Consider the following 24015-nt stretch of genomic DNA (forward strand, 5'->3'; position numbering starts at 1 on the left):
CCGATCGCACGGGCGTCAGGACCGTGGACGGTGCGCCAGGTAGGAGACGACCGCACCGTCCACCTGGCAGCCGCTCAAGTGCCCACCGGCCGCACCCAGCTCACACAACCAGACCACCTCGTCGGCGGGCTCGCCGTCGAGGGGAAACGACCGGTGCTGCTCGGCGTAGGGCCGACCGGTCAACGCGAGCCGAGCGGTGGCGGCCTCGGCGTACCGGGCGGTGAGCAGGTCGGGCTCGTCGGCGCGCAGCGCACTGGACAGCTCGTCGAGATACCCGGTCACCTCGGTCAACGCGGCCAGCACCTCGTCCCGGTTGCCGCGCAACATGTTCGTCGTACGCTGCGGCGGGGTGCCGGCGACCCGGGTGCCGTCGCGGAAGCTCCCGGCGGCCAGGGTGAGCACCGCGTCGCGCAGCGCCGACCGCTCGGCCGCACCGGCCAACGCCCCGGCGAGCAGATGCGGCACGTGCGAGGCGAGCGCGACCACCGCGTCGTGCCGGTCCGCCGCCATCGGTACCACCCGGGCGGCGAAGACCTCGGTGATCAGGGCCACGAGCCGACGGAACGCGGCAAGCCCGTCCCGGGCCGGGCAGAGCACCCAGGCAGCGTCGTCGAACAGGTCCGGCACCGCTGCGGTCAGCCCGGCCCGGTCGGTGCCGGCCATCGGATGACCGGGCACGAACCGGTGGGTGAGACCCTGCGTCGCGGCGAACGCCGCCAACTGCGCCTTGGTGCTGCCGACGTCGGTGAGCAGGCAGTCCTCGCCGGTCATTGCGGCGACCTCGACCAGGGTCGCCGGCAGGGTGGGCAGTGGCCCGCCCAGGAAGACCAACTCCCGGTCGGCCACCGCCTCGGCCAGCAGGTCGGCGGTTGGTACGCCGAGCATCCGAGCCTGCTGCCGGGTCGCCTCGTCCGGGTCCCAGCCGACCACGTCCAGCCCGGCGGCGTGCAGCCGGAGCAGCACCGAGCCGCCGATCAGACCGGTGCCGAGCACGGCCACTCGCCGCCGTGCGTCGGTGCTGCCCGCCATCGCGTACCTCGGCGTCCCGTGTCGGGTCAGGGTTGGGCGAGACGGGTCGCCACCGACGCGATCCGCTCGTCGGACTCGGTCAACGCCACCCGCACGTACTGGCGGGCACCGGGGCCGTAGAAGACACCGGCGGCGACCAGGATGCCCCGTCGGGCCAGCCAGTCGACGGTGTCCCAGCAGTCCTCGTCCCGGGTCAACCAGAGGTAGAGCCCCGCCTCGGAGTGTTCGACCCGGAAACCGGCGCTCGTGAAAGCCGCCCGCAACGTCTCGCGCCGCACGCGGTAGCGCTCCCGCTGCTCGTCGGCGTGCTGTTCGTCACGCAGGGCAGCCACCATCGCCGCCTGCACCGGCGCCGGCACGATCATCCCCGCGTGTTTGCGGACCTTGAGCAGTTCCGCCACGAGGGCCGGATCACCCGCCACGAACCCCGCCCGGTAGCCGGCGAGGTTGGAACGCTTGGACAGCGAATGCACCGCCAGGACCGAGTCGTACGAGCCGCCACAGACCTCGGGCGCCAGCACCGACACCGGTTCCGCCGACCAGCCCAACGGCAGGTAGCACTCGTCGCTGGCGACCACCGCGCCACGCTCCCGGGCCCAGTCCACCACCTTGCGCAAGTGGCTGGCGGGCAACACCCGGCCGGTCGGGTTACCCGGTGAGTTCACCCAGACGAGGCGTACCCGGGAGGTCGGCCCGACGGCGGTCAACGAGTCGGCGCGTACCGTGGTGGCGCCCGCCAGCCGAACCCCGTCCTCGTAGGTCGGGTAGGCGATCGAGGGCACCACCACCACATCGCCCGGCCCCACCCCGAGCAGGGTGGGCAACCAGGCCACCAGCTCTTTCGAGCCGACCGTCGGCAGCACCCCGAGCCCGTCCACCCCGGCACCGCAGGACCGGGCGACCCAGGCCGCGATCGCCTCGCGCAGGGCGGCTGTGCCGGCCGTCAACGGGTACCCCGGGGCGTTGGCCGCGTCGGCCAGCGCCCGCTGGATCACCTCCGGAACCGGGTCGACCGGCGTTCCCATGGACAGGTTGATCAAACCGTCCGGGTGCGCCGCGGCCAGTACGGCCGCGGCGTCCAGGGTGTCCCAGGTGAAATCGGGTAGCCGTGACGAAACCGGCGCGAGCCGGTTCAGTGCCCCTCGCCGCGCGGCGGCTGCGCGGCGACGAAGGTCGCGTCCTTCTCCACCTTGCCGATCTTCGAGGCTCCCCCGGGCGAGCCCAGATCCTCGAAGAACTCGTAGTTGGCGCCGGTGTAGTCCTTCCACTGCTCCGGGACGTCGTCCTCGTAGAAGATCGCCTCTACCGGGCAGACAGGCTCACAGGCACCACAGTCGACGCACTCGTCGGGGTGGATGTAGAGCATCCGGTTGCCCTCGTAAATGCAGTCGACCGGGCATTCCTCGATGCATGCCTTGTCGAGCACATCCACGCACGGCTCGGCGATGATGTAGGTCACCGGTCTTCTCCTCCGCAAGACACGCCGCGATCACCCGCGACGCTAAGAGCCTAGTATCTCGCTGGGGAGGAGGTCGATCGTGCTCGGAGAGCAGGATTTAGGACACCGGATCGTGGTCCGCCGGGTAGTGGGAATCCGCGCCGGCCGTCCGGTCTACTCCGACTCGCTCGGCGAATTGGTCGAATTGACCGATTCACACCTCACCCTGACCACCCGTACCGGGCGGCTGCGGGTCCCGATCACGGAGGTCCACCGGGCGAAGCGGGTACCCGCAACCCGACGCCCGGCCGCCGACGCCGTGGTCGAGTTGGAACTCGCCGCCGACGAGGCGTGGCCCGCACCCACCCGCGACCGGCTCGGTGACTGGCTGCTGCGCGCCGCCGACGGCTGGACCGGCCGAGCCAACTCCGCCCTGCCGGTCGGCGACCCGGACCGACCGCTGACGGCCGCGCTGGACGCGGTCGAACGCTGGTACGCCGACCGGGGGCAGCCGGCACTGGTCAACACTCCCCTGCCGTTGGCCGCGCCGGTCGGCGCCGAACTCGACCTGCGCGGCTGGACCAGCCGCCCCACCGTCCTGGTGCAGACCGTCCCGCTGACCGTCCTCACGGCGCCGCCCGAGGCAGCCGGTCCCGCGACACCGCCCGAGGCGAACCTTGCGGCGGCGTCGTCGGGGGTCGTGGTCGAACTCGACAGCGGGCCCTCCGCCGAGTGGCTCGCAGTGGCGGCCGGCCGCAAGGGCGATCTACCGGAGGCCGCCCGGCACGTGCTCACCGCCGTGGACCAGGTCCGCTTCGCGCACGCGTACGTCGACGGGGCGCTGGTGGCGGTCGGCCGAGGCACGGTGACCGGGCGAGGCCGCTGGCTGGGGCTGATGTTGATCGAAGTGTTGCCCGCCGCCCGTGGCCAGGGCCACGCCACCGCCGTGAGTCGCGCGCTGGGACGGTGGGCGGCGACGGCAGGCGCGACCGACGCCTTCCTTCAGGTCGAGCAGCGCAACGGCCCCGCTGTTTCGCTCTACCGCAAGCTGGGCTTCGTCACCCACCACACCTACCGCACCTGGGTCGTCCCAGGCTGACCGGCACCACCGGCCGATCGTTCGGTACCGGGCGTCGTCAGCGGCGCACGATGCGGCGGGGCTTCGCGACGCCGGACTCGGCGTACCGTTGCAGGCGCCGCGAGCGGTAGTCCCGGCCCAGCGTGGTGAGCAGCAGGTGGCCCAGGATTGCGCCGATGCTCGTGGCCACCAGGTAGAGCACGACCTGCCAGAAGAACGTCGCGCTGCCGTCGCCGAACGGGTTCTGGCCGACCAGCAGCGGCCCCACCAGCATGGTCAACGCGAGCGCCATACCGATCGCGCCGGCAACCTCGGCGCCCCACTGGGCCGGTGGGCGCGACTGCCCCCAGGTGAAGGCGGTCCCGGCCAGGATCAACCCGATCACCACGAACATGCCGAGGGTCACCCGATCGGCCGCCGCCTCGTCACCGTCGAAGCCGAACCGGATGATCAACCGGGCGACCACGTTGACCGCGAACAGCGCAATCGTGAGTGCTCCGACCGCGCGCCACCGCTGACTCATCGCACGCCTCCCGCCGTATCGCCCGCCCTCATGGCGGGACTCCTGGCAGGAATATCTACCACCCGTGCCGCGTCGACGTCAGTACCGGATCGGTGCCGGTGGCCCCGCGACTATCGACCGGAACGCCATCACCGCGAAGGCCATCGCGCCGGCCACCACCAGGGTGAGCCCGACCCAGTTGCCGACCAGCAACACATCACCCTCGTCGGTCCGGTCGGCAGCGGCCACCATGATCACCACCCAGGGCAGCGCCGGCAGGGCCACCGCCCAGCGACGGCCCACCGTCTCGATGGCGAACCAGCTCAGCGCGATGTTCACCACCACGGCCACGAGCGCCGCGACGCCGACCAGATAGCCCCCGATCCGCAACGGCGCGAGCAGCAACTCCAGCACCGCGGTGACCGCCCCGGCAGCGACGACGATCATCCCGCCGGCCACCCGCAGCCCGACGTCGACGAACCGCCGCGCCCGTACCGGCCGAGGCGGCTGCGGCAGTTGCTCCTGCGGGGCGACCGACATCGCGGCGGACGAGGTCACCGTTGACCGGCCGAGATGACGGCCGCCGGATGCCTGCCCTCATCGACATCCAGCCCGGCGAACAGGTCCGACTCCCAGCCGTACGGGCCGCTGCCCGGCCCTTTCGTGCCCACCGCGAGGGTGAAGTACTCCACCCCCATGAACTCGGCACCGAAGTTGCCGGCGATCGTGTAGAGCCAGGAGGTGGCGGGGATCTGGGTGGCGTGCGCCCGCATCGCGGCCTCCTTCGCCGCGTGCTGCTCGGTCGCGTCGATCCGTGCCGCGATCCGCTCGTCCGGAGTGCAGAACGGCAGCTCCGTCGCGGCTGTGATGCCGGCGAACGGATTGTCCGACGCCTCCTCGAAGTGCGTCATGCCCGCCTCCAGGACGCTCTGCGGCATCGCCGTCCAGTAGACCTTCGCCGGGGCGAGGCCCTCCCGCGCCGCCAGCTCGATCGCCCGCATCGTCACCCGGTTCGCCTGAATGTGGTCCGGATGACCGTAGAACCCATTCTCGTCGTACGTGATGACCACCTGGGGGCGTACCTCCCGGATGACCTCCAACAGATAGCCGGCGGCCTCGTCGAGGTCGGCCTGCCAGAACGCGCGGAGGTGCTGGTTGGTGGGCAGGCCCATCATGCCCGAGTCCCGGTAGCGGCCCGCGCCGCCGAGAAAGCGGTGGTCGGTGACGCCGAGTTCGGCGCACGCGGCGGCCAGCTCGGCGATCCGGTACCCGCCGAGCTGGTCCGCCTCGGCTGCGGCCAGCCCGGCCAGCTCCGGAACGTGGATCTCACCCTCCTCACCCAAGGTGCAGGTGACCAGGGTGACGTGAGCACCTGCGGCCGCGTAGTGGGCCATGGTCGAACCGGTGCCGATGGACTCGTCGTCGGGGTGCGCGTGGACCAGCAGCAGGCGGCGGTCGGGCAGCGTCGTCACGACGGTCACTCTAACCGGCGGTTTGTCCGCACCAGCCCCGACGCGTCCGCGCAGGTCGGTCACATCACGCTGCGCGCGGGCCTACGATCTGGCCTGTGGACTTTCCCGAGCTGGCCGCCCGCACCCGCCGGTTCAGCCACGGAGCGCCGCGCGCCGTCACCGTGGCCGACGACGGGGCCCGGGTGGTCTTCCTGCGTTCCAGCGGGCCCGAGGACCCGGCCGACGCACTCTGGCAACTGGACGTCGCCACCGGCGAGGAGTGGCTGGTCGCCTGCCCGGTCACCCTGCTCGGTGCGGACGCCGACCCGGCCGCGCTGAGCCCCGGGGAGCGGGCCCGCCGCGAACGGCTCCGGCTGACCGCCTCCGGCATCGGCTCGTACGCCCTCGACGCCGCCGGACGGGTGGCGGTGTTCGCGCTGGCCGGGCGGCTGTTCCGGGCCGACCTGGTGCACGGCGACGTGATCGAGATACCCGCCGTCGGACCGGTCCTCGACCCCCGGCCCGACCCGACCGGCCACCGGCTGGCGTACGTGACCGACGAGGCCGAGGGCGTACGCCGGGGTCAACTGCGCGTGGTCGACACCGACGGCACCGACGGCATCCTGGCCGGTGAGGACTCCGGAGTGGTCTGGGGACTGGCCGAGCACATCGCGGCCGAGGAGTTCCGGCGGCACCGGGGCTACTGGTGGGCACCGGACGGTCGTTCGGTGCTGGCCGCCCGGGTCGACGAGTCCCGGCTGCCCCGCTGGCACCTGCACGACCCGGCCCAGCCGACCAGCCCACCGGACAGCATCGCGTACCCGGTGGCGGGTGGCCCGAACGCGGAGGTCAGCCTGCACCTGCTCGACCTCGACGGCGGCTGGGTCGACGTGCACTGGGACCGGGAGACCTATCCGTACCTGACCGCGGTGCACTGGGCCGAAGGTGCTCCGCTGATCACCGTGTTGCGCCGCTCGCAGCAGCACGGGTTGGTGCTCGCCATCGACCCGCGTACCGGCGAAACCCAGGTGCACGCCGAGTTGGCCGACCCGCGCTGGGTGGAGCCGATCGCGGGCACCCCGGCGCACCTGCCCGACGGGCGGGTGCTGGTCGGCGGCGAACTCGCCCACGACGGGTACGACGCCCGCTGCCTCTTCGCCGACGGCACCCTGCTCACCCCACCGTCGCTGTACGTACGGCGGGTGGTCGGCCGACTGGCCGCCGTGAGCGGCCCGGCGGACCTGCTGGTGGAGGCCAGCGACGGCGAGCCGAGCGAGCAGCACCTGTTCCGGGTCCGGACCAGCATCGGCGGCGGGGTGGACGCCCGCCGGCTGACCACCGACTCGGGTTGGCACACCGCCGCGGTCGGCGGCGACGTGCTGGTCGTCGGCACCGCCTCGCTCGACCACGCCGGGATCCGGTGGACGGTGCACCAGGGCGATCGGGAGGTGGCCACCCTGCGGTCGCTGGCCGCCACCCCGGGATACTCCCCGCTGCCCCTGCTGGAACGGGTGACCGACCGGCGACTGCCCTCGGCGGTGCTCTACCCGGACAACCACGTCACCGGTCGACGCCTGCCGGTGCTGCTGGACATCTACGGTGGGCCGGGCCATCAGGAGGTGGTGGCCGCGCGGGCGGCGTGGCTGGAGCGGCAGTGGTGGGCCGATGCCGGCTTCGCGGTGGTGGTGGTCGACAACCGGGGTACGCCGGGCGTCGCACCCTCCTACGAGAAGGCCATCCACCGGCGGGTCGCGGACGTGATCCTCACCGACCAGGTGGAGGCGCTGCACGCGCTGGCCGACAAGCATCCGGACCTGGACCTGGATCGGGTGGCGGTACGCGGCTGGTCGTTCGGCGGCTGGCTGGCCGGGCTGGCGGTGCTGCGCCACCCGGAGCTGTTCAAGTGCGGGATCGCCGGTGCACCGGTCACCGACTGGGCCCTCTACGACACCGCGTACACCGAGCGCTACCTGGGCATGCCCGACGACGGTCTGGACGTGTACGCCCACCACTCGCTGATCGAACTGGCCGCCGAGCCGGTCACCGACCCGTCCGAGGCCCGGCCGCTGCTGCTGGTGCACGGCCTGGTCGACGACAACGTGGTGGCCGCGCACACGCTGCGCCTGTCGGCGGCGCTGCTGGCCACCGGCCGACCGCACTCGGTGCTGCCACTGACCGGCGCGACGCACATGGCCGCCGGTGGCCTTTCCGAGCGCCTTCTCCGCCTCGAACTCAACTTCCTCCGCACCCACCTGATGTGAGGAAGGGCACCTAGCTCTCGTCACCTGACGGGTGTCGGTGCACTCACCTAGGGTCGTCGCATGAGCGAGTTCGACGTGGCCGCTGCCGCCGTGCAGGCAGCCCTGGACGCGGGCGCCCGATACGCCGACGCCCGGGTGATGGACCGGCGCTACGAGTCGATGTCAGCCCGCAACGGTGACGTCGAGGCGTTGACCCAGGACGAGAGCCTCGGTTTGGGCGTACGCGCACTGGTCGGTGCGAGTTGGGGCTTCCACGCCGTACCGGAGCTGTCGGACCGGGCCGCCCGCGACGCCGGCCACCGGGCCGCGCGGACCGCCACCGCCAGCGGCCTGGTGCCGGGCCCGCAGGTCGACCTGGTTCCGGTCGCGCCGGCCACCGCGAGTTGGTCGTCGCCCTGCGAGGTGGACCCGCTCGGCGTCTCCCTGGCCACCAAGGGTGACCTGCTGGTGGCCGCCACCCGGACGATGGCCGAGCACGGCGCCGACCTCGCCGAAGGGCTCTACCAGATCTGGGACACCACGAAGTGGTTCGTCTCCAGCGAAGGCCACCGGATCGACCAGCACATCCGCGAATGCGGCGGCGGCATCTCGGCCACCTCGATCGGCGACGGCGAGACGCAACGTCGGTCCTGGCCGAGCTACCGCGGCCAGTACGGCACCACCGGCTGGGAGCTGGTCGACTCGCTCGAACTGGCCGCCCATGCGGCACGCATCGCCGAGGAGTCGCGGGAACTGTTGACCGCGCCGCTCTGTCCGGCCGGCGAGACGGACCTGATCCTCGGCGGTGAGCAGTTGGCCTTGCAGATCCACGAGTCGGTCGGGCACGCCATCGAACTGGACCGCATCCTCGGCTGGGAGGCCGCCTTCGCCGGCACCTCCTGGCTGGATCTCGCCCAGCTCGGCTCGCTGCGCTACGGCTCGGAGCTGATGAACATCACCATCGACCCGACCATCCCGGGTGCGCTGGGCAGCTTCGGCTTCGACGACGAGGGCTCACCGGCGGTCAGGCGCGACGCGGTACGCGCCGGGCGGTGGGTGGGGGTGCTGGCCGGGCGGGACTCGGCGGCGATGGCCGGCCTCGACTACGGCGGCAGCGTACGCGCCGACGGCTGGGCGCGGCTGCCGATGGTCCGGATGACCAACGTCGGCCTGGAGCCGGGCCCGCACACGCTGGAGGAGATCATCGCCGCCACGGACGAGGGGGTGTTGATGGACATCAACCGGTCCTGGTCCATCGACGACAAACGGCTGAACTTCCAGTTCGGTTGCGAGATCGGCTGGGAGATCCGCAACGGCCGGCGCGGGCGGATGCTGCGCAACCCGACGTACACCGGCATCGGGCCGCTGTTCTGGCGTTCGATGGACATGCTCTCCTCCGAGACCGTCTCGTGGGGCACGCCCAACTGCGGGAAGGGCCAACCCGGCCAGGTCGGCCACACCGGCCACCCGGCCGCCCCGGCCCGCTTCCGCAACGTCCGAGTGGGAGTACGAGCGTGAGCGCGAGGAGCGAATTGGACCTTGCCGGTCAGGTGATGGAGCTGGTCACCCGGCTCGGCGGCGCGGGTGGACAGGCCGAGGTGACGGTGAGCCGGGCGGAGTTGGCGTTGACCCGGTTCGCCAACTCCGCGATCCACCAGAACGTCGCCGAGTCCGCCGTGGAGGTGCGGCTGCGGATCCACCTGGACGGGCGTACCGCCGCCGGTAGCGGCACCACGACCACGCCGGACGGCCTGCGCGGCCTGGTCGAGCGGGTGCTGGCGGCGGCGCGGTTCGCACCACGGGATCCGAGCTGGCCGGGGCTCACCCCGCCGGTGCCGGTGCCGCCCTCGCCGCCGTGGGACGCGGCCACGGCACAGGCCGGCCCGGACGACCGGGCGGCGCTGGTCCGGGCCTTCGTCGACGCGGCCGACGGCCTGGAGACCGCCGGTTACTGCCGTACGACCACCCGCGCGGTGGCGTTCGCGAACTCGGCCGGACACGCGGTGCAGGGCCGTGCGATCGAGGCGGCGATGGACGGGATAGCCCGGACCGGCGGCGCCGACGGCACGGCCCGCGACTGCGCGGAGCGGCTGGCCGACCTCGACGCCGTCGAGTTGGGGCGGCGGGCCGCCGCGAAGGCACGGGCCGCGACCGACCCGGTGGAACTGCCGCCCGGGCGGTACCCGGTGGTGCTGGAACCGGCCGCCGTGGCCGACCTGTTGGAGAACCTCGCCTGGTACGGCTTCAACGGCAAGCGGTACGCCGAGGGGCAGTCCTTCGCCGAGCCCGGCGTGGCCCAGTTCGACCCGGCGGTGACCCTGGTCGACGACCCACTCGGCGCCGCCGGGCTGCCGTTCGACCTGGAGGGCACGCCGACCGGCACACTGCCCCTGGTGGACGCGGGCACCACCCGCGCCGTGGCACACGACCGGCGCAGCGCCGCCGAGGTGGGCGACGAGTCCACCGGACACGCCTGGACCGGCGGCAGCACGTTCGGTCCGATCCCGCGCAACCTGCGCCTCGCTCCGGCCCGGGCGACGACCACATCGGGCGCGGCAGACCCGACGACCGCGGGCGGCGTGACGGCAGCGTGGAACGTTGCGACAGTCGGTGGGCTCGCCGGGGCGGTGGTCGATGCGGACACCGCCGCCCTGGTGTCCCGGATGCAGCGCGGCCTGCTGGTCAGCGACCTGTGGTACACCCGGGTACTCGACCCGAAAAGTCTGGTGATCACCGGCCTGACCCGCAACGGGGTGTGGTTGGTCGAGGACGGCCAGATCACCCGCGCGGTCCGCGACCTGCGTTTCACCGAGTCGTACCCGCGGGCGCTCGGGCCGGGTGCGGTGTTGGAGCTGGGTCGGCGTACGGTCCGCCAGCCGAACCGCTGGGACGGTGTCTGGTGGGAGGCACCCGCGCTACGGCTGGCATCCTGGAACTTCACCGGCGGAGCATCCGGCTGACCAGCGATCCGCCGCTGGTCGATCTTTTTCGGACGCTCGCATATTGATCATGGCGGAGGGGCTTTCCAAAGAGCGGGACACACGGGACACTGCCTTGCGCGGACGGCCCGCCCTAGATCGGCGTAACGTGTGTCACTTAGCTGCTCCGGTACGCCCGGTGCGGTCGTTGGTGTGCGCATGACGTGGCATGCGGAGTGGCCTCGCCGGTCCGCATGCCGACCGGAAAGTGTTCCGCCGCCCGTGAGAGGGCCCCGTCAGGGAGACGACACGAATGACATCATCGGCAACGAAACCGCGGGGGGCGCGGGCACGCGCCGCCATCGCGGCAAAGACGTTGCGTACGGACCGTTGGTGGATCGCCCCGCTGATCACGGTCATCGGGCTCAGCGCGTGGATAGCGTATGCGACGGTCCGGGTCTTCATGCACAAGTGGTACTGGGTCGAGGAGTTCCACTACCTGACCCCGTTCTACTCCCCGTGCGTGACCGACCGGTGCATTCCGGAGGCCTCCCACTTCGGGCAGTACCTGCCCGGCTGGTGGATCATCCCGGACGCCGCGTTCACGCTGCCGTTCCTGCTGCTGTTCCGGCTGACCTGCTACTACTACCGCAAGGCGTACTACCGGTCGTTCTGGCTCTCGCCACCGGCCTGCGCGGTGCCCGACGGCCACGCCTCCTACGGCGGTGAGACCCGGTTCCCGCTGATCGTGCAGAACTCGCACCGGTACTTCTTCTACTTCGCCGCGATCATCTCGCTGATCAACACCTGGGACGCCATCACGGCCTTCCGCAGCCCCGAGGGCTTCGGGTTCGGTCTGGGCAACCTGATCCTGGTCGGCAACGTGGTGATGCTCTGGGCGTACACCATCTCCTGCCACTCCTGCCGGCACATCATCGGAGGCCGGCTGAAGCACTTCTCCAAGCATCCGGTCCGGTACCGGGCCTGGGGCTACGTCTCCTGGCTGAACGTCCGGCACATGCAGCTCGCCTGGATCACCCTCGGCACGTTGGCGCTCACCGACTTCTACGTCATGTCGGTCGCCGCCGGGTGGATCTCCGACCTGCGGTTCATCAACTAAGGGCCCCGCTGACATGACTAGCACTACGACTCGCATCGAGCGACACCACTACGACGTCGTCGTGATCGGGGCCGGCGGCGCCGGCCTGCGCGCGGCGATCGAGGCGCGGCTGGCCGGCAAGAAGACCGCCATCATCTCCAAGTCACTGTTCGGCAAGGCGCACACGGTGATGGCCGAGGGTGGCGCCGCCGCAGCCATGGGGAACGTGAACAGCCGGGACAACTGGCAGGTGCACTTCCGCGACACCATGCGCGGCGGCAAGTTCCTCAACAACTTCCGGATGGCCGAGCTGCACGCGAAAGAGGCGCCGCAGCGGATCTGGGAGCTGGAGACGTACGGCGCGTTGTTCGACCGTACGAAGGACGGCAAGATCTCGCAGCGCAACTTCGGCGGCCACGAGTACCCCCGACTGGCCCACGTCGGCGACCGGACCGGCCTGGAGCTGATCCGCACCCTTCAGCAGAAGATCGTCTCGCTGCAACAGGAGGACAAGCGCGAGTTCGGGTCGTACGACGCCCGGATCAAGGTCTTCTCCGAGACCACCATCACCGAGCTGCTGCTCGACGGCGACCGGGTCGCCGGGGCGTTCGGCTACTACCGCGAGTCCGGCGAGTTCGTCCTCTTCGAGGCACCGGCCGTGGTGCTGGCCACCGGCGGCGTCGGCCGCTCCTACAAGGTCACCTCGAACTCCTGGGAGTACACCGGGGACGGTCACGCGCTGGCGCTACGCGCCGGGGCGACCCTGATCAACATGGAGTTCCTCCAGTTCCACCCCACCGGCATGGTCTGGCCGGTTTCGGTGAAGGGCATCCTGGTCACCGAGTCGGTCCGGGGTGACGGCGGGATCCTCAAGAACTCCGAGGGCAAGCGGTTCATGTTCGACTACGTCCCCGACGTCTTCCGCAAGCAGTACGCGGAGACGCCCGAGGAGGCGGACCGCTGGTACACCGACCCGGACAACAACCGGCGCCCGCCGGAGCTGCTGCCCCGCGACGAGGTCGCCCGCGCGATCAACAGCGAGGTCAAGGCAGGCCGGGGTACGCCGGCCGGCGGTGTCTACCTGGACATCGCGTCCCGGTTGCCGGCCGAGGAGATCCGTCGCCGCCTGCCGTCGATGCACCACCAGTTCAAGGGGCTGGCCGACGTCGACATCACCAAGGAGCCGATGGAGGTCGGCCCCACCTGCCACTACGTGATGGGTGGCGTCGAGGTCGACCCGGACACCGGCGCCGCGTACGGCTCGGTGCGTGGCCTGTTCGCCGCCGGCGAGGTTTCCGGGGGCATGCACGGCTCCAACCGCCTCGGTGGCAACTCCCTGTCCGACCTGCTGGTCTTCGGCAAGCGGGCGGGTGGCCACGCGGCCGGCTACGTCGACCAACTCCCCGCCCGCCCTCGGGTGGAGGTGGCCTTGGTGGAGACGGCGGTGGAGACCGCGCTGGCTCCGCTGCAACGGGACACCGGCGAGAACCCGTACACCCTCCAGCAGGATCTCCAGGCGGTGATGGGCGACCTGGTCGGCATCATCCGGCGGGAGGCCGAGCTAGAGGACGCGCTGGCCCGCCTGGCGGAGCTGCGCGAGCGGGTGGCGAAGGTCAGTGCGGCCGGTGGCCGGCGCTACAACCCGGGCTGGCACCTCGCGCTGGACCTGCGCAACATGCTTGTCGTCTCGGAGTGCACCGCCAAGGCGGCGCTGGAGCGCCGCGAGTCGCGTGGCGGCCACACCCGCGAGGACTACCCCACCATGGATCCGCAATGGCGGCGGGTCAACCTGGTCTGCTCGCTGGAGGGCGACACCGTCCGGCTGGACCGCAAGCCGCTGCCGAAGATGCGCGCCGAGTTGATCGCCCTGTTCGACCGCGCGGAGCTGGCCAAGTACCTCACCGACGAAGAACTCGCCGAGTTCGACGCCCTCGCCGCTGCCGAGGCCGAGGATACCGACGCCGCCGGGAAGGAGAGCTGAAGATGGGTACGAAGCGTCAGTTCCGGATCTGGCGAGGCGACGCCGACGGTGGTGAACTGCAGGACTACACCGTCGAGGTGAACGAGGGCGAGGTGGTCCTCGACGTGATCCACCGGTTGCAGGCCACCGACGCGCCGGACCTGGCCTGCCGGTGGAACTGCAAGGCGGGCAAGTGTGGCTCCTGCTCCATGGAGATCAACGGGATGCCCAAGCTCGGCTGCATGACCCGGATGTCGACGTTCGAGGAGGACGAGACGGTCACGGTGACCCCGCTGCGCACCTTCCCGGTCATCCGGGACCTGGTCACCGATGTGTCGTTCAACTACGAGAAGGCGCGGGAGACCCCCGCCTTCGCTCCCCCGGCCGACCTGGCCCCCGGCGACTACCGGATGCAGCAGGTCGACGTGGAACGCTCGCAGGAGTTCCGCAAGTGCATCGAGTGCTTCCTGTGCCAGACGGTCTGCCACGTGATCCGCGACCACGACGAGAACAAGACGGCGTTCTCCGGGCCGCGGTACTTCATCCGGGCCGCCGAACTGGACATGCACCCCCTGGACACCAGGACCGACCGCAAGGAGTACGCCCAGTCGGAACAGGGCCTGGGTTTCTGCAACATCACCAAGTGCTGCACCGAGGTCTGCCCCGAGCACATCAAGATCACTGACAATGGGATCATCCCCATGAAGGAACGGGTCGTCGACCGCAGGTACGATCCTCTTGTGTGGCTCGGCAGCAAGATCTTCCGGAGGGGTCAAGTGCCTCAGACCAGCGTGACCAGTGAACACTCCCCGGGCGCGGTGCGCTCCAGCGCCACCGGGCACGGTGTGCACTCGCACGCGGGCGGCTCGCACAACCCGGCCGCCGAGGTGCAGGCCCAGCAGGGCGTCAACTGGCACCGCGAGGTGCCGCACCCGACCGCTCCCGCAGTCGACGCGAACGGCAAGCTCCCCCTGACGGAGCTCACCTTCGACCGCGCCGCCGCCCCGAGCCCGTTCGGCGACGACGTCACCTTCCCGCTGCCCCCCGAGCACCTCAACTTCGCCCACCCGGAGCAAGACGAAAAGCACTAACCACCCAAATGGGGAGGGGGCTGCGGCATCCGCCGCAGCCCCCTCCCCATTCCCCCTCCCCTCCTCCCCCCTCGACGCGTTGATCATGAGGTTGGCGGCAGTATTCGATCTCCACGGTGCCGCCAACCTCATGATCAACGTGCCGAGGGAGGGGTTATCCACAGGGGCTGCGGTGGGGGGTGGGGGCGGGTGAGGGTAGCGGGGTGGATCGGGAGGGACGGATTCGGGGGATCGCGGCCCGGCAGGATGGGCTCGTGTGTCGGGGGCAGGCGCTGGAGGCCGGTTTCACCCGGCACGAGGTCGACAACCTTGTGACCTTCGGGCGGTGGCAGTCGCTCGCCCGGGCGGTTTATCTTCCGCGCCCGGTCTGGGCAGTGCAGTCGTCCCGGCGCCAGCAGGTCCGGGCAGCGCTGCTGTCGCTGGGGCCAGCCGCGTTCGCGGTTCTCGGAACCGCCGCCGAACTCCACCGCATCGCCGGCCTACCAACGTCCAACGAGATTCACATCGGCCTGCCGTCGGCGGTCGCGAAGCAGGCCCGGATCAGACAACCTCACGTCGTGCTGCACCAACTGGAACACCCGGTGGAATCGCTGGTCAGTCTGAATGGCTTGCTGGCCACCGACCCCGTCTCCACAGTCAGCGACGTCATCCTCCGTGTCGGGCGGTACCCGGCCGTCTCGGTGCTCGACTCGGCGCTGAACCGCGGGTTGCTGGGCAGAGAGGATCTCACGTCGATCGCACGCCGGATCAGGCGTCGGCGAGGCGCGGTGGCGGCTCGCGGCTACCTGGCAGAGGCGGATGGGCGGGCACAGTCCCCGCTGGAAACCCGCACCAGGCTGCGCTGCGTAGACGGCCGGGTGCCACCCGACGTGTTGCAGTTGGAGGTACGCGATGACGACGGATACCTGCTCGGCATCGGGGATCTGGGCTGGCGTACCCGGAAAGTGATCGCGGAGGCGGACGGCCGAGGCGCGCACGACATTCCGGAAGCCATCTTCACCGACCGCCGCCGCCAGAACCGCCTGGTCAACGCCGGCTGGTCCGTCCTCCGCTTCACCTGGCAGGACACCCTCGACCCGGCCTACATCCCCTGGGTCGTCCGCCAAGCCCTATCCACCCCCTAACCCCCACCCCACCCCACCCAGTTTCGTTGATCATGAGGTTGACGGCACCGTGGAGATCGAATGCTGCCGCCAACCTCATGATCAACAAAGGGTATCGGGGGCTAGGGAGTGTGGAGGAGGGGGCGGAGGGCGGCGACTATGGGGGCGTCGGCGGGGAGCCAGGTTACGGTGTCCAGTTCGGTGGCGGAGAGCCAGCGCAGCTCGGAGTGCTCAAGCGCCTGCGGGCGGTCACCGTGGAGCAGGCGGGCCGCGTACACCTTGAGCACGCTGCGGCCATGCGCCATCCGGACGTTGCGGCCGACCCGCTCGCCGACCTCCACACGTACGCCGAGTTCCTCGGCGCACTCACGGACGAGCGCCACCGTCTCGCTCTCCCCCGGCTCGACCTTGCCGCCGGGGAACTCCCACATGCCCGCCACCTCCGGTGGCGCGGAGCGCGCACAGGCGAGAACCCGACCGCCCTCGATGATTGCCGCCCCAACGATCACCTTTGGGTCCCGTCGGGCGGACTGCCCGACGCTGTTCGCCCGTTCGGTCTGCACGGCGGTCCAGCGTGCCAGATCAATCGGCGGTTTGGGTAGCTTGGTCGTCCGTCAGGCCAGGAATACCCAGAAGTGTGGGCGTGGACACACTATCCGTGCGACGTAAGACTAGAGGGCACCGACAATGACACGGGGCGGCGACGATTTGGCCACAAGCCGGCAACGAAGCCTGGGAGGCGCGGTGATGCGTGCGCTGTTCGGCGGTCGCACGAAGCACGACTACCTCAGCGACGCTCTCACCCTACTGAACGGGTGGACGCGTGAGGGCGAACAGATCCGGCGCACGTTGGTCATCGACGACACCCAGCATGCCGCATTGACCGAGCGGGTCAAGGTGGTCGCCGACGCGCTGCATCTGCGGCCGGAAATCAGCCGCCGCGCCGACCACACCACGCAGATCCGGGTCGGGCACGGCAACTGCCCCCTCACCGAGGGTGAGGTTCTGTTGGCCGCCCGCATCGAGGACGCGTACCGGGCCGTGGCCGAACCGGGCGAGGGCCTGCCCAGCTGACCTGAAGTGGACTGGCGAGAGCCGCCTACCGTGGTGCGCATGGCCAACCCCGCGTACGACCGTAAAGAGCAGCTCCAGCAAATCCAGAGCGGCCTGCTCGACGGTGAACAGATCATCGCTGTCTACGACGCCGTCGGCACCGGCACCGGATTCATCGGGCTGACCGACCGACGCGTGATCATCCAGGACCGCTCGTTCATCGGCAAGCGGTACGCGATCACCAGCATCCCGTACTCGAAGATCACCAGCGTGAGCGTGGTCAGCAACAAGTCCTGGGGTGGTTCGTTCTTCTCCACCGGCGCGATCGCTATCCACGTCGGCACGCACACCTACGAGGTGGAGTTCCGGGGCGACCAGAAGAGCCACCACGTACACAACGTGATCCTGCACTACATCAGCTGACGCGGCGCGACGGGCACGGGCGCCGCGCGGGCCAGCAGCCGCCAGCCGTGCCGCCTGGCCAGCGCGAGGATGCCGGGGACAGGGTCGGGTGGCGCGGCCAGAGTCTGCCGGCACGGCGGCCCGCAGGGCGTCGTCGAAGTGCCGCGATCGCCGCACCACCTGAGTGAGATCTTGGTACGAAAGCGCCCTCCCGGGGGCCCTTTCGTACCAAGATATGCCAGCTCACAACGGGCCCAGGACGGCTTCGGGGTCGGCGGTCAGTGCCAGGGTGTCCAGCACGGTGAGGAGTTGGCGTTCCTCATAGCGGAAGTGGGACTCCATGATGGCCGCCAGCCCCTCCAGGTGCCGATCCAGCTCGGCGGGCGGGGCGGCCCGCGCCACGGCGGCCTGGAGCCCGGCCAGCAGATGCGCGATCATCGAGTGGTCCTGCCGCAGGTAGTACAGGGTGTCCCGCAACTCGGGGTGCTGGGCGGCGATCGCGGGAAACAGGTCACGGTCCTCGCCCTCGTGATGAGCGGTGAGGGCGGCGCAGAACCCGTGACAGAACAGCAGCAGATCGCGGGTCGCCGGCTCCGCAGACACACCATCGGCCAGGGCATCCTGGGTCAGCCTCAGTGCCTCACGCAGCCGGTCATGCACGCGGCGCAGCTCGTTGCTCCAGGCCACCAGCCTGGTCTTCTCGCCCTCACCCACAGGTGAGAGACGAAGGCCCGACGATAAGCATCATCGACATCCTTCGGTCCGGCGCCTCCATGCCTGACACGGTCTGCCACCGACACGCGACGCTGCGGCCAAATTACCAGGGGTCACCGCGGCGCGCCGCCCCTCCTGGCACCGCCTGGGATAATGATCCACATGGCGATCCGTACCGTTGTGCTGGCCTGGCTGCGTCGGATCCGGGAGAACGGTCGCGGTCGCTGGCTGCGCCGGGCGGTGCTCGCGGGTGCGGTCGGTGCGTTGCTGCTGGTCGTCGCGAGCTGGGCCAGTGTGAGCTGGATCCGGTCCGGCGCCGAAGGGCGGATGCACACCGCGCAGACCGTCCCCGACACCCCGGTCGCCCTGGTGCTGGGCACCCGGGTCCAACCGGACGGCACTCCGGCACCGTTCCTCACCGCCCGCCTGGAGATCGCCCGCGAGTTGTACGCCACCGGCAAGGTCCAGGCGATCCTGGTCTCCGGCGACAACATGAACGCCGACTACAACGAGCCCGAGGCGATGCAGCGCTGGCTGGTCGAGCACGGGGTACCGGCCGACAAGGTGGTCCTCGACCACGCCGGCTTCGACACGTACGACTCCTGCGCCCGTGCCAAGCGGATCTTCGGGGTGGAGCGGGCCACGGTGGTGACCCAGCAGTTTCACCTGGCCCGCGCCGTCACGGTCTGCCGCCACCTCGGCGTGGACGCCATCGGTGTCGGCGACGAAACCGCCCGGGAGTACGCCCGCACCTGGCGGATCAGCTCCACCCGCGAGTACGGCGCCAGCGTCAAGGCTGCGCTGGACGTCCTCTCCGGCCGCGATCCGGTGCACCTCGGCCGCCGCGAGACCGGCGTCGACGACGCCCTCCGCACCGGCTGACCGGCGGCGGCCACGCCCGCAGGGGCTACCGGACCACGACGCAGATGCCAGCAGCGAGCACAAGGAAGGCAGGGATGGCGCTGACGAACCCGACCCAGCGGGCCGGGCTCTGCGGTCTCCGGGCGGTGACCAGCCCGAGCGTGACCAGGCTGACGAGCAACGCCACCAGGAGCGCCGGACCACCGTAGAAGATTCCCACGAAGAGCACACCTTCTCGTAGCGAGAAGCAGAAGGTGTCCTGGCAGTCTGGGTCACTGGTGTTCGGCAAGGTGTACGCCAACGCGAAGAAGACGCACACCACGGCCGCGTACCACACGAACAGGTGCAGCAGCGCCAGGCCGGGATTAGTCTTCCACGGCCCCTGCGGGGTGATTGACGACATCCGCCCAGTTTGCGGCTCGACCGCGACTCCCGTCGATACAGCAGCCCTGGTCAGACGTTGAAGCGGAACTCCACGACGTCGCCGTCCTGCATCACGTACTCCTTGCCTTCGATGCGGACCTTGCCCGCCGCCTTCGCCGCCGCCATCGAACCGGCCTCGACCAGGTCGCGATAGGAGACGACCTCGGCCTTGATGAAGCCGCGCTGGAAGTCGGAGTGGATCACCCCGGCGGCCTCCGGCGCGGTCGCGCCGATCGGGACGGTCCAGGCCCGCGCCTCCTTGGGCCCGGCGGTGAGGTACGTCTGGAGGCCGAGCGTGCGGAAGCCGACCCGGACCAACTGGTTCAGGCCCGGCTCGGACTGGCCGATCGACTCCAGCAGTTCGCGGGCCTCCTCCTCGGGCAGGTCCACCAGCTCCGACTCGATCTTGGCGTCCATGAAGACCGCCTCGGCCGGGGCGACCAACGCCCGCAACTCGTCGAGGAACTCGGCGTTGTTCAGCTCGGCCTCGTCGACGTTGAAGACGTACAGGAATGGCTTGGTGGTGAGCAGATGCAGCTCACGCAGGTGTTCCAGCTCGATGCCGGCCGCCGTCGCACCCGCGTACAGGGTGGTGCCGCCGTCCAGGACGCTGACGGCCTTGCGGGCGGCCTCGACCGCGGCGGCCCGGTCCTTGCGGAGCTTGGCTTCCTTCTCCAGCCGGGGCAGCGCCTTCTCCAGGGTCTGCAGGTCGGCGAGGATCAGCTCGGTGTTGATCGTCTCGATGTCGTCGGCCGGGGAGACCTTGCCGTCGACGTGCACCACGTTCGGATCGGAGAAGGCCCGCACCACCTGGCAGATGGCCGAGGCGTCACGGATGTTCGCCAGGAAGGCGTTACCGCGCCCCTGCCCCTTGGAGGCACCGCGGACCAGCCCGGCGATGTCGACGAACGACACCGGGGCGGGGATCACCTTCTGCGAGCCGAAGATCTCGGCGAGCTTGTGCAGCCGCTCGTCCGGCAGCCCGACCACGCCGACGTTGGGCTCGATCGTGGCGAACGGGTAGTTCGCCGCGAGCACGTCGTTCTTGGTCAGCGCGTTGAACAGGGTGCTCTTGCCGACGTTGGGCAGGCCGACGATGCCGATGGTGAGACTCACGACGAGCCAGCTTACGCCGCGGCCCGACGCCGTCGGGCGGCGGTGGGTCAGCTACCGCGCGCCGACACCGACACCGACATCCGTGGTGGATCAGGCGCGGTGAGTCGAGCTGCCACCGACATCCTGGTGGCTCAGCTGCGGTGGGTCGGGCCGGCCTGACGGGGCACCAGCGTGTCGACCCGCAACGCACCCGGGGCCAACTCGGCGGCAACGGCCAGCGGAAGGGTGAACCGCGCGGCAGCCCCGGGATTGGCCTGGTGCGATTCGCCGAGCATCCAATGGACCTCGTCGGCCGTCCAACCCAGCGTCGGGCGACCGGCGATCTCCCGGAGCAGCCGCAGCGCGGCCCGAGTGTCGTCGTCGTAGAAGCGCATGCACCAGTGGTGCACCCACATGCCGAGGGCCCGTACGCCGTCGTCGTCGAGCGAGCGCAGCAGCCGACCGCAGGCCGTGTCGGCGAAGGATCGGGCCGGGTCGTCGGCACGGTCCCGCTCGATGGCGCCGACCGCTGCCGGCGCGACCGCGCGCATCCGGTCGTAGAAGCGTTGGACCACGATCTCGTCCAGCGGCGGGTGCCCCTGTCTCGATCCCACCGCCCGACCCACCACGCTCGCCATCGCCGGCCCCTTCTTGAGTTGCTGGCGCGCACGCTACCCACCACAACCGACACTTCCCCCACCACCCGGCCCACTGCCTCGCCGATCATGCAGTTACGGTCGCCGGTTCGCCCCTTATGCACCCTTTGCCGCGACCAGAACTCCATGATCGACGGGACGGGAGGGGCGGGACGGGAGGGGCGGGGCGGGGGGCGGGGCGGGAGGGCGGAGGGCAGGGCGGGGTGGGGTGGAGGGGTGGGGTCTGAAAGGCGCCAGTCGGGGGGTGGGGGTGGGGCGCATGATCGGGGGTGTGGAGCTGGACTTTGAGCGGTGTTATCGGGCGGTGGACAGCCGTGACCAGCGGTTCGACGGGTGGTTCTACACGGGCGTGACGTCTACCGGGATCTACTGCCGGCCGTCCTGTCCGGCGGTGACGCCGAAACGGCACAACGTCCGGTTCTTCCCCTCCGCGGCGGCTGCTCAGGGCGCCGGGTTGCGGGCCTGCCGGCGATGTCGGCCGGACGTCTCCCCCGGCTCGCCCGAGTGGGATGTCCGCGCCGACGTGGTGGGCCGGGCGATGCGGTTGATCGCCGACGGAGTGGTGGACCGTGACGGGGTGCCCGGGCTGGCCACCCGGCTCGGGTACACGGAACGGCACCTGCACCGGATGCTCCGGGCCGAACTCGGCGCCGGGCCGCTGGCGCTGGCCCGTGCCCAGCGTGCCCAGACCGCCCGCACCCTGATCGAGAGCACCGAACTGGGTCTGGCCGAGATCGCCTTCGCCGCCGGCTTCGGCAGCGTCCGGCAGTTCAACGACACGATCCGGGAGGTGTACGGGGTACCTCCGTCGCAGCTTCGGGTCGGCCGACGGGCGGCGATCGGCGGGTCGGGCGCGTTGACCCTGCGGTTGGCGTACCGCCCACCGCTGCACGCTCGCGCACTGCTCGACTTCCTCGCGCTGCGTACCTTGCCGGGGATGGACGAGGTCCGTGACGGGACGTACCGCCGGGGGTTGCGGCTGCCGCACGGCACCGGTGAGGCGGCGCTGACCCCGGCGGACGGGCACATCGCGGCCACCCTGCGCCTGACCGACCTGCGTGACCTGGCCCCGGCCGTGGCCCGTTGCCGGCACCTGTTCGACCTCGACGCGGATCCGGTCGCCGTCGACCAGACGCTCGGCACCGACCCCGCGCTGGCCCCGGCCGTGGCCGCCGAACCCGGGGTACGCGTTCCCCGCGCCGTCGACGGCTTCGAGATGGCCGTACGCGCCATCGCCACCCAACAGGTTTCACTGCTCTCCGCCCGCACCACCCTCACCCACCTCATCTCCACCATCCTCACCCCCCACCCCGAACGACCCGCCGGCCTTGACCACCCCGGACAACCCGGCGGCGTTGATCAAGAGGTTTGCGTCGGGGAGGTGGGCCAGGATGACGCAAACCTCTTGATCAACTCGACGGGGTGTTTCCCGACGGCGGAGGAGGTGCTGGGGGCGCCGGATGCGGGGTTTCGGATGCCGGTCTCGCGGCGGGAGGCGATTCGGGCCGTGGCGCGGGCGGTGGTGGAGGGCGAACTCGATCTGGAGGCGGGTGGGGAGCGGGGCGAGGTGGCGCGGCGGTTGGCGCAGCTTCCGGGGATCGGGCCGTGGACAGCCGGTTACGTCGCGATGCGTGCGCTCGGCGACCCGGACGCGTTCCTGCCCACCGATCTCGCGGTACGCCGGGGCGCCGCAGCCCTCGGGCTGTCCGACGATCCGTCAACCCTCGACCGGTACGCCGCCCGCTGGCGGCCGTGGCGCTCGTACGCGGTGGTCCGGCTCTGGCGCGCCGCATGCACGAGCCACATGAACGACGCCACATAACCGAGCTACATGACCGAGCCGCATAGATTCGACCTGGGAGAGCAGTGTGAATTCGACCTTGCAGAGCGGTGTGCGCAACACGATCCTCGACAGCGCCACCATCGACACGCCCGCCGGCCCGTTCACGATCCTCGCCGGTCCGGACGGGGCGGTCCGGGCCGCCGGGTTCACCGCCGACCCGGCGGATCTTCTGGCGGTGATGCATCCCGGCCTGCGCGGCGAGCCGCGCCAGCGGCGCGAACTCGGGCCGGTCACCGCGGCTGTCGTGGCGTACCTCGGTGGTGACCTGACCGCGATCGATGACGTTCCGATCCAGCAGCACAGCGGCGGCGCCTTCATGTCGCACGCCTGGCAGGTGCTACGCGAGGTGAAGCCGGGTCAGCCGATCACCTACACCGGGTACGCCGCGCTGGCTGGTCGCCCCGCCGCGGTACGCGCCGCCGCCACGGCCTGCGCCCGCAATGCCGCCGCCCTCTTCGTCCCCTGCCACCGGGTGCTGCGTACCGACGGAACGTTGGGCGGCTACCGCTGGGGGCTGCCGGTCAAGGAATGGCTGCTCGCGCACGAGCGAAGGGTTTGACGCCACCGTTGGCTCACGAACCCGGTGGCGCTGGCCGAGCCCACAGGACGACGGCGCCGGCCAGTGCCACGCCCGCGGTGAACAGGAATGTGCCGCTGGTTCCGGTTCGTTCGATCAGCACGCCGGCGGTGAGAAGCAGCACGCGTTGGCCGAGCCGGTCGAGCAACCAGCCGTGCACCGGCCGGGACAGCGCGGCGGCGAGACCGAACGCACCGGCCGCGAAGCCGGCCACGGCGTACGAACCGGTGCCGTGTTCCACGGTGAGCACCATGGCCAGCGGCGTACCGCCGTCTCGCAGCCGGGCCACGAACGCCGCCGCGATGGGCTGGCGGACCGCCGACCGGCCGACCATCTGGCGGTAGTTGTCCAGGATGGCGATGACCCATTCTGACATCGACGGCCGCCACTGTCAGGGCGGCGACCGTAGCCGTCGAGATCGGTCGGCGAGAGGACAACACCGCTGACAACAAGCCGACAGCATTGCCGCCTGCATTTACCGC

The 24015-nt window shown here is 70.7% G+C and carries 25 protein-coding genes; 13 read left to right on the forward strand and 12 right to left on the reverse strand.

Going from position 1 to position 24015, the window contains the following annotated elements; all coding sequences use genetic code 11:
* Positions 1-15 precede the first annotated feature (15 nt).
* From AB0M35_RS08585 to fdxA, 3 genes are read right to left on the reverse strand one after another with little or no spacing between them, the layout of a single operon-like run.
* On the reverse strand, positions 16-1029 hold the full coding sequence (locus AB0M35_RS08585; protein WP_363743154.1) for a prephenate dehydrogenase/arogenate dehydrogenase family protein: 1014 nt from the start codon (positions 1027-1029) through the stop codon (positions 16-18).
* A 26-nt stretch (positions 1030-1055) separates the two neighbouring features.
* Positions 1056-2165, reverse strand: coding sequence for a succinyldiaminopimelate transaminase (gene dapC / locus AB0M35_RS08590; RefSeq protein WP_363743803.1), 1110 nt, complete (start codon positions 2163-2165; stop codon positions 1056-1058).
* On the reverse strand, positions 2162-2488 hold the full coding sequence (fdxA, locus tag AB0M35_RS08595; RefSeq protein WP_007464872.1) for a ferredoxin: 327 nt from the start codon (positions 2486-2488) through the stop codon (positions 2162-2164). The genes dapC and fdxA overlap by 4 nt, the downstream gene beginning before the upstream one ends.
* A gap of 79 nt (positions 2489-2567) precedes the next feature.
* On the opposite strand from fdxA, the gene AB0M35_RS08600 reads away from it, so the two are divergent.
* The gene (locus tag AB0M35_RS08600) at positions 2568-3566 is read left to right on the forward strand and encodes a GNAT family N-acetyltransferase (protein WP_363743156.1); all 999 of its coding nucleotides are present in this window, start codon (positions 2568-2570) and stop codon (positions 3564-3566) included.
* 37 nt (positions 3567-3603) lie between these two features.
* Here the strand turns inward: AB0M35_RS08600 and AB0M35_RS08605 are convergent, their stop codons facing one another.
* The 3 genes from AB0M35_RS08605 to mshB all read right to left on the reverse strand — a co-directional run bounded on the left by AB0M35_RS08605 (position 3604) and on the right by mshB (position 5528).
* The gene (locus AB0M35_RS08605; protein ID WP_363743158.1) at positions 3604-4068 is read right to left on the reverse strand and encodes a hypothetical protein; all 465 of its coding nucleotides are present in this window, start codon (positions 4066-4068) and stop codon (positions 3604-3606) included.
* 78 nt (positions 4069-4146) lie between these two features.
* Entirely contained in the window at positions 4147-4587 is a 441-nt protein-coding gene (locus AB0M35_RS08610) for a hypothetical protein (RefSeq protein WP_363743805.1), read from the reverse strand.
* 14 nt (positions 4588-4601) lie between these two features.
* Positions 4602-5528, reverse strand: coding sequence for an N-acetyl-1-D-myo-inositol-2-amino-2-deoxy-alpha-D-glucopyranoside deacetylase (mshB, locus tag AB0M35_RS08615; RefSeq protein WP_363743161.1), 927 nt, complete (start codon positions 5526-5528; stop codon positions 4602-4604).
* A gap of 86 nt (positions 5529-5614) precedes the next feature.
* Here mshB and AB0M35_RS08620 point away from each other — a divergent pair, with 86 nt between their 5' ends.
* The 7 genes from AB0M35_RS08620 to AB0M35_RS08650 all read left to right on the forward strand — a co-directional run bounded on the left by AB0M35_RS08620 (position 5615) and on the right by AB0M35_RS08650 (position 15930).
* Complete coding sequence (locus AB0M35_RS08620; protein ID WP_363743163.1) at positions 5615-7759, forward strand: prolyl oligopeptidase family serine peptidase; 2145 nt, start codon at positions 5615-5617, stop codon at positions 7757-7759.
* 60 nt (positions 7760-7819) lie between these two features.
* Positions 7820-9256, forward strand: a complete 1437-nt coding sequence (locus AB0M35_RS08625) for a TldD/PmbA family protein (protein ID WP_363743166.1) — start codon at positions 7820-7822, stop codon at positions 9254-9256.
* Between the two features lie 35 nt (positions 9257-9291).
* On the forward strand, positions 9292-10698 hold the full coding sequence (locus AB0M35_RS08630) for a metallopeptidase TldD-related protein (protein WP_363743807.1): 1407 nt from the start codon (positions 9292-9294) through the stop codon (positions 10696-10698).
* Positions 10699-10969: 271 nt separating this feature from the next.
* Positions 10970-11776: a hypothetical protein gene (locus AB0M35_RS08635; protein ID WP_363743168.1), complete on the forward strand. Its 807-nt coding sequence runs from the start codon at positions 10970-10972 to the stop codon at positions 11774-11776.
* A gap of 13 nt (positions 11777-11789) precedes the next feature.
* Complete coding sequence (locus tag AB0M35_RS08640; protein ID WP_363743171.1) at positions 11790-13736, forward strand: fumarate reductase/succinate dehydrogenase flavoprotein subunit; 1947 nt, start codon at positions 11790-11792, stop codon at positions 13734-13736.
* A 2-nt stretch (positions 13737-13738) separates the two neighbouring features.
* Complete coding sequence (locus tag AB0M35_RS08645) at positions 13739-14806, forward strand: succinate dehydrogenase/fumarate reductase iron-sulfur subunit (protein ID WP_363743174.1); 1068 nt, start codon at positions 13739-13741, stop codon at positions 14804-14806.
* A 254-nt stretch (positions 14807-15060) separates the two neighbouring features.
* Positions 15061-15930 (forward strand): hypothetical protein, encoded by an 870-nt coding sequence (locus AB0M35_RS08650; RefSeq protein ID WP_363743177.1) that lies wholly within the window; start codon positions 15061-15063, stop codon positions 15928-15930.
* Between the two features lie 101 nt (positions 15931-16031).
* On the opposite strand, the gene AB0M35_RS08655 is transcribed toward AB0M35_RS08650, so the two are convergent.
* Entirely contained in the window at positions 16032-16472 is a 441-nt protein-coding gene (locus AB0M35_RS08655) for a (deoxy)nucleoside triphosphate pyrophosphohydrolase (RefSeq protein ID WP_363743180.1), read from the reverse strand.
* Positions 16473-16656: 184 nt separating this feature from the next.
* Here AB0M35_RS08655 and AB0M35_RS08660 point away from each other — a divergent pair, with 184 nt between their 5' ends.
* Both AB0M35_RS08660 and AB0M35_RS08665 read left to right on the forward strand, forming a co-directional pair.
* Entirely contained in the window at positions 16657-16983 is a 327-nt protein-coding gene (locus tag AB0M35_RS08660; RefSeq protein WP_363743183.1) for a pterin dehydratase, read from the forward strand.
* Between the two features lie 39 nt (positions 16984-17022).
* Entirely contained in the window at positions 17023-17385 is a 363-nt protein-coding gene (locus tag AB0M35_RS08665) for a PH domain-containing protein (protein ID WP_363743186.1), read from the forward strand.
* Positions 17386-17607: 222 nt separating this feature from the next.
* On the opposite strand, the gene AB0M35_RS08670 is transcribed toward AB0M35_RS08665, so the two are convergent.
* Positions 17608-18078 (reverse strand): hemerythrin domain-containing protein, encoded by a 471-nt coding sequence (locus AB0M35_RS08670; protein ID WP_363743188.1) that lies wholly within the window; start codon positions 18076-18078, stop codon positions 17608-17610.
* A 153-nt stretch (positions 18079-18231) separates the two neighbouring features.
* On the opposite strand from AB0M35_RS08670, the gene AB0M35_RS08675 reads away from it, so the two are divergent.
* On the forward strand, positions 18232-18960 hold the full coding sequence (locus AB0M35_RS08675; protein ID WP_363743191.1) for an ElyC/SanA/YdcF family protein: 729 nt from the start codon (positions 18232-18234) through the stop codon (positions 18958-18960).
* 25 nt (positions 18961-18985) lie between these two features.
* Here AB0M35_RS08675 and AB0M35_RS08680 read toward each other — a convergent pair whose 3' ends face one another.
* The 3 genes from AB0M35_RS08680 to AB0M35_RS08690 form a co-directional block, all read right to left on the reverse strand.
* On the reverse strand, positions 18986-19342 hold the full coding sequence (locus AB0M35_RS08680) for a hypothetical protein (protein ID WP_363743194.1): 357 nt from the start codon (positions 19340-19342) through the stop codon (positions 18986-18988).
* Positions 19343-19392: 50 nt separating this feature from the next.
* Complete coding sequence (gene ychF / locus AB0M35_RS08685; protein ID WP_363743197.1) at positions 19393-20478, reverse strand: redox-regulated ATPase YchF; 1086 nt, start codon at positions 20476-20478, stop codon at positions 19393-19395.
* 131 nt (positions 20479-20609) lie between these two features.
* Positions 20610-21095, reverse strand: a complete 486-nt coding sequence (locus AB0M35_RS08690; RefSeq protein ID WP_363743200.1) for a hypothetical protein — start codon at positions 21093-21095, stop codon at positions 20610-20612.
* 289 nt (positions 21096-21384) lie between these two features.
* Between AB0M35_RS08690 and AB0M35_RS08695 the strand changes: the two genes are divergently transcribed.
* Together AB0M35_RS08695 and AB0M35_RS08700 are read left to right on the forward strand one after the other, a co-directional pair.
* Complete coding sequence (locus AB0M35_RS08695) at positions 21385-22935, forward strand: AlkA N-terminal domain-containing protein (protein WP_363743203.1); 1551 nt, start codon at positions 21385-21387, stop codon at positions 22933-22935.
* A gap of 70 nt (positions 22936-23005) precedes the next feature.
* Entirely contained in the window at positions 23006-23515 is a 510-nt protein-coding gene (locus tag AB0M35_RS08700; protein WP_363743809.1) for a methylated-DNA--[protein]-cysteine S-methyltransferase, read from the forward strand.
* A 13-nt stretch (positions 23516-23528) separates the two neighbouring features.
* Here the strand turns inward: AB0M35_RS08700 and AB0M35_RS08705 are convergent, their stop codons facing one another.
* Positions 23529-23909, reverse strand: a complete 381-nt coding sequence (locus tag AB0M35_RS08705) for a hypothetical protein (protein WP_363743205.1) — start codon at positions 23907-23909, stop codon at positions 23529-23531.
* Positions 23910-24015: the final 106 nt, after the last annotated feature.

It is taken from the genome of Micromonospora sp. NPDC051196 (assembly GCF_040682415.1).
Lineage (GTDB): Bacteria > Actinomycetota > Actinomycetes > Mycobacteriales > Micromonosporaceae > Micromonospora.